This window comes from Acidimicrobiia bacterium, from assembly GCA_035948415.1.
Classification (GTDB): Bacteria; Actinomycetota; Acidimicrobiia; order IMCC26256; family PALSA-555; genus PALSA-555.
The window spans coordinates 1-5,241 of the sequence record DASZJD010000052.1 but is presented as its reverse complement, the minus strand read 5'-3'; the positions used below and the strand labels follow the sequence as shown (position 1 = coordinate 5,241).

The 5,241-nt window shown below is 77.1% G+C and carries 6 protein-coding genes; 5 read left to right on the top strand and 1 reads right to left on the bottom strand.

The features are described from left to right. The 5 genes from VG869_07040 to VG869_07020 all read left to right on the top strand — a co-directional run. Positions 1 to 1,257, top strand: a 1,257-nt coding sequence (locus tag VG869_07040; protein ID HEV3450943.1) for an MFS transporter, incomplete at its 5' end; no start/stop codon positions are given. A gap of 169 nt (positions 1,258 to 1,426) precedes the next feature. Beyond that, positions 1,427 to 2,197, top strand: coding sequence for an enoyl-CoA hydratase-related protein (locus VG869_07035; GenBank protein HEV3450942.1), 771 nt, complete (start codon positions 1,427 to 1,429; stop codon positions 2,195 to 2,197). Positions 2,198 to 2,240: 43 nt separating this feature from the next. Then, a complete protein-coding gene (locus tag VG869_07030; protein ID HEV3450941.1) occupies positions 2,241 to 3,008 on the top strand; it encodes a MerR family transcriptional regulator in 768 nt (255 codons plus the stop codon). Continuing rightward, the gene (locus VG869_07025) at positions 3,005 to 3,715 is read left to right on the top strand and encodes a ubiquinone/menaquinone biosynthesis methyltransferase (GenBank protein HEV3450940.1); all 711 of its coding nucleotides are present in this window, start codon (positions 3,005 to 3,007) and stop codon (positions 3,713 to 3,715) included. Before VG869_07030 ends, VG869_07025 begins: the two co-directional genes overlap by 4 nt. Continuing rightward, entirely contained in the window at positions 3,712 to 4,899 is a 1,188-nt protein-coding gene (locus VG869_07020; protein ID HEV3450939.1) for an isochorismate synthase, read from the top strand. The genes VG869_07025 and VG869_07020 overlap by 4 nt, the downstream gene beginning before the upstream one ends. Before the next feature lie 21 nt (positions 4,900 to 4,920). Here VG869_07020 and VG869_07015 read toward each other — a convergent pair. After that, a partial coding sequence (locus VG869_07015) for a 2-succinyl-5-enolpyruvyl-6-hydroxy-3-cyclohexene-1-carboxylic-acid synthase (GenBank protein HEV3450938.1) occupies positions 4,921 to 5,241 on the bottom strand: 321 nt, incomplete at its 5' end.

The window sequence follows — 5,241 nt, the reverse complement described above, 5'->3', positions numbered from 1 at the left end:
CGTTCCCTCGCCCCCCTCCGCCACCGCCGGTACGCGGCGCTGTGGACGGGCGCGTTCGCGTCGAACGTCGGCACCTGGATGGAGACGGTCGGGGTCGGGATCCTCGTGACCTCCCAGACCGGGCAGGCGGGCTGGGCCGGCATCGTCGCCGCGGCTGCCTTCCTCCCGAACGCGCTGGTCGGGCCGCTCGGCGGCGCCCTCGCTGACCGCCTGCCGCGTCGCCGGCTCCTGCTGGCCACCACGACGGTGCAGACCGTGCTCGCCGCGACGCTGGCGGCGCTGGCGGCCGTCGGCGCGGCCCGGCCGTGGGCCGTGACCGCGATCGTCTTCACGTCGGGGTGCGCCAACGCGCTCGGCTTGCCGTCGTTCCAGGCGCTGCTCCCGGACCTCGTGCCGCGCGACGAGCTGACCGGCGCGGTCGCGCTCAGCTCGGCGCAGTGGAACCTGGGCCGGGTGATCGGCCCCGCGATCGCCGGCGTCGTCATCGGCGTCGGCGGGTACAGCCTCGCCTTCGCGATCAACGCCGCCAGCTTCCTGGCCGTCATCGTGGCCGTCGCGCCACTCCGCCTCCCGGCGCCGACGCCGGTGCCGGGCGAGACCGTCCGCCAGGCGATCGGCTCGGGCGCGCGGTACGCCTGGCGCGACCCCGGCATCCGGGCCGTCATCGTCTACCTCGCCCTCAACTCGCTGCTCGCCGCCCCGTTCATCGCCCTCGTCCCCGCCGTCGCGCTCCGCGTCTTCCACGACGCCGCCGGCGGCACGGCGGCACTCGTGACGGCGCAGGGCGCCGGGGCGGTGGTCATGGCCCTCGTCCTCAGCGCCCTCGTCCGTCGGCTCGGGCTCCGGCGCACGGTGCTCGGCTGCCTCGCCGTGCTCCCACTCGCGCTCCTCGCGTACGCGGCCGCACCCACGCTCGCCGCAGGCGCGGCCGCGATCTTCTTCGTCGGGGCGCTCTACCTCGGCTGCCTCTCGAGCTTCACGACGATCGCCCAGCTGCGCGCCCCGGCGGCGCTGCGCGGGCGGGTCCTCAGCGTCTTCTTCGTGCTGCTCGGCCTGCTCTACCCGATCGGCAGCATCGTCCAGGGCGCGATCGCCGACGCCGTCGGGCTCCCGGCGACGACGGCCGGGGCGGCGGCGCTGCTCGCGGCCTCGTTCGTCGTCGTGCGCGCGGCCCGCCGCGGGTTCGACCGGGACCTCGACGACCTCGCGCACCCGGCGCCGGCGCCGCTGGGCGCCGTCGCGCCGAGCGCCCAGTAGGGCAGTGGGTCAGACTTCGACCCTCCGCGTACATTCGGCTTTACGTCGGCAGCCCGAAGGCAGTTCCACGCCCCCTCCTACCGAGGGACCGACGGCTCTCGCGAGAATCAGGGTATTCGTGGGGTACGACACTCAAACTGACCCACGACCCCCAGTAGCGTCACCTCCCATGCCGATCCTCGAGCGGGAGCGACGGGGCCCCGTCGAGCTGCTCCGCCTGAACCGGCCCGAGGCCCGCAACGCCATGAGCCCCGAGCTGTCGGCGGCGATCGAGGCCGCGCTCGACGCCGTCGAGCCCGACCCCGACGTCGCCGCCGTGGTCATCACCGGGAACGGTCCCGTCTTCTGCGCCGGCGCCGACCTGCGGGTGATCGCCCGCGGGGAGGGCGCCGGGATCATGACCCGGCGCGGCGGGTTCGGCGGCCTCACCCAGCGGGACTTCGCGAAGCCGGTGATCGCGGCGGTGAACGGCGCCGCCGTCGCCGGCGGCTTCGAGCTCGTGCTGGCCTGCGACCTCGTCGTCGCCGCCGCCGACGCCGTGTTCGGCCTGCCTGAGGCCGCCCGCGGCCTGCTCGCCGCCGCCGGGGGCCCGATCCGCCTGGCCAAGCGGGTCCCGCTCGCCCTCGCCCTCGAGATCGGCCTGACCGCGGAGCCGATCAGCGCCGACCGCGCCTTCCAGGTCGGGCTCGTGAACCGGGTCGTCCCGCCCGACCAGGTGATCGACGCCGCGCTGGCCCTCGCCGAGCGGATCGCCGGCAACTCCCCCACCGCGGTCCGGGTCACCCGGCGCCTGATCCGAGCGGCGGTCGAGGCGACCGAGGCCGAGGGGTGGCGGATGACGATGGAGGCCGCGGCCGAGGTCGGGGCCTCCGGCGACGGCATCGAGGGCGCGACGGCCTTCATCGAGAAGCGCCCGCCGGTGTGGCGCCGGCCCCCCTAGCCCCCGTTCCCACTCTGGGAGTTCCTACTCCTACAATTCGGGCGTGGCCGAGGTTCGCGTCGAGGAGTTGGCCCGACGGACCGAGACGTCCGTCGACACCATCCGCTTCTACCAGAAGCGGCGGCTCCTGCCCCCGCCCCGGCGCGAGGGTCGGGTGGCCTGGTACGACACCGAGCACCTCGAGCGGCTCCTGCGCATCCGCGAGCTGCAGGGGCGCGGCTTCTCCCTGGCGGTGATCCGCCGCCTGCTCGACGGCGAGCTCGACGCCGCCGACGAGCCCCTGGCGGCGGCCGTGGTGGCGGCGAGCGACGACGAGCTCCTGACCCTCGACGAGCTGGCGGCCCGGGCCGGCGTGCCGTCGGCCCTGCTCGAGGCCGTGGCGCGCGAGGGCCTCCTGGTCGCCCGCCGCCGCGACGGGGAGCCGCGCTTCGCGGCGTCGGACGCCGCCGTCGTCGCCGCCGGCCTCCAGCTGCTGTCGGCCGGGCTGCCGCTGCCCGAGCTCCTCGCGCTCGCCCAGAGCCACGACACGGCCACCCGGGCCATCGCCGAGCGCGCGGTCACCCTCTTCGACGTGCACGTCCGCCAGCCGCTGCGCGACGCCGACCTCGGCGCCGAGGAGCGCGCCCGACGCCTCGTCGAGGCCTTCCGCACCCTGCTGCCGACCGTCACCACGCTCGTCGAGCACCACTTCCGCGCCGTGCTGCTCGAGGTGGCCCAGGAGCATCTCGAGTCCGTCGGCGAGCCGGCCGAGCTCGACGCCGCGCGCGCCGAGCCCGACTGGGGCGGCGCCGCCGGCGAGACCGGGGCATGAGCGGGCCCCGCGTCCAGACCGGCGACGCGCTCCCCGAGGGGCCGCCGAAGGGGCGCGTCGTCGAGGCGATGTTCGACCGCATCGCGCCCGACTACGACCGCATGAACCGGATCATCTCCATGGGCCAGGACGGCCGCTGGCGGCGACGCGCGGTCGCCGCCCTCGACCTCGACCCGGGCAGCCGCGTCCTCGACGTCGGGTGCGGGACCGGCGACCTGTGCCGCGAGCTGGCGCGCGCCGGGCATCGAGCCGTCGGCGTCGACCGGTCGGCCGGGATGCTCGGCGCGGCGCGGACGGACGAGCCGCTGGTCCGCGCCGACGCCGAGCTGCTGCCGTTCCGCGAGGACAGCCTCGACGGCGTCGTGTCCGGCTTCGTGCTCCGCAACGTCGTCGAGCTCGACACCCTGTTCCGCGCCTGCCTGCGGGTGCTGCGACCCCGTGGGCGCTTCGTCGCCCTCGACGCCGCGGTGCCGACGCGCCCGGCGCTCCGGCTCGGGCACGCACTGTGGTTCCGGGGCACGATCCCGCTGCTCGGCCGGCTCCTGGCCCACGAGCCCGACGCCTACCGGTACCTCCCGCGGTCGGCGGCCTACCTGCCGGCGCCACCGGTGCTCCTCGACCGGCTGCGCGGCGCCGGCTTCGAGGCCGTGCGCCGGGAGGCGATGACCGGCGGCGCCGTGCAGCTCATCGTCGGGACCCGCCCGTGACCACCCTCGCCGCGTCGCGGCCACGCCTGCGCGCCGTCACGCGCGCGATCTCGCCGCCGGAGGACCTCCTCGACGCGCTCGGCCCCGACGGGAGCGCGTGGCTGCGCGACGGCAGCGGCTTCGTCACGAGCGGCGTCGCCGCGCGCGTCGACGTCGACACCGCCGACGCGGTGCTGGCGGCCCTCGACATCGACGACCCGTTGGCGTGGCCCGGGACGGGCCCGCTCGCGGTGGGGGCGCTGCCGTTCGACCCCGCGCTGCCGTCGTCGCTCGTCATCCCGCGCCTCGTCGTCGGACGGACGGCGGACGGCCGCGGATGGGTCACCGAGGTCGGCGACGAGCCGGCCCGGCCGCTCGCGGCGGCGCTCGCCGAGGACGAGCCCACCGCCTGGCGGGTCACGAGCCTCACCGGCCGGCGCGCCTGGCGCGCCATGGTGCGCGGCGCCCTCGACGCGATCGACCGGCGCGAGCTGGCAAAGGTCGTGCTGGCCCGCGCCGTGGTCGTCGAGGCCGACGCGCCGTTCTCGCCCCGGACCGCGCTCCGGCGGCTGCGTCGCCACGAGCCCGGCTGCTTCGTCCACCACGCCGAGGGGCTGGTCGGCGCCAGCCCCGAGCTGCTCGTGCGCCGCGTCGGGGCGCGGGTCGAGTCGAGGCCGCTGGCCGGCACCGCACCCGCCGACGACGAGGGGCGCGAGCACCTGCGCGTCTCGGGGAAGGACGCCCACGAGCACCGCCTCGTGGTCGACGGCGTCGTCGGCGCCCTGTCGTCGCTCTGCGACGACCTCGAGGTGGCCCCGGCGCCGACGAGCCTCGCCTTCTCGTCGGTGGTGCACCTCGCCACCCCGGTCCGCGGCCGGCTGCGCCCGCCCTCGCCGTCCGCGCTGGCGGTGGCCCGCCGCCTCCACCCCACCGCGGCCGTCGCCGGCACCCCGCGCGACGGCGCGCTGCGCGCCATCGCCGCGCTCGAGGACGCGCCTCGGGGTCGCTACGCGGGGCCGGTCGGTTGGGTCGACGCGCGCGGCGACGGCGAGTGGGCCGTCGCGCTCCGGGGGGCCGAGATCGACGGCGCCACGGCGGTGCTCCGCGCCGGCGCCGGCATCGTGGCCGGCTCGGACCCGGACGCGGAGTGGGCCGAGACCCAGGTCAAGCTCGAGCCGATGCTCCGCGCGCTCGTCGCCCCCTGACGACGGGGGCCGCGCACCGGGTCACGACGGGCCGCCGTCGCGCCGCGCCGCCGCGACCGCGGCCCACACCTCCTCGTGACGCCGGACGTTCGTCCGCCGGTCGGTCCGAACTCGGATCGCCCGCACGCCGCCGGCCGCCATCGCCCGCGCGAGCGCGGGGACGAGCCCCGAGGCCTTCTCGACCTCCTCGACGGCCACGCCGTGCGCGACCGCGACGTCGGCGACGTCCACGCCCGGCGGCGTGCCGAGCACCTGCTCGAAGACCGTCGGCGGCACGAGCCGCGCGTACGGGAGGAACGAGAAGATCCCGCCCCCGTCGTTGTCGACGACCACGAAGGTCGC

Coding starts and splice junctions, on each gene's coding strand:
- VG869_07035 (HEV3450942.1), top strand. CDS start 1,427: ATGCCGATCCTCGAGCGGGAGCGACGGGGCCCCGTCGAGCTGCTCCGC.
- VG869_07025 (HEV3450940.1), top strand. CDS start 3,005: ATGAGCGGGCCCCGCGTCCAGACCGGCGACGCGCTCCCCGAGGGGCCG.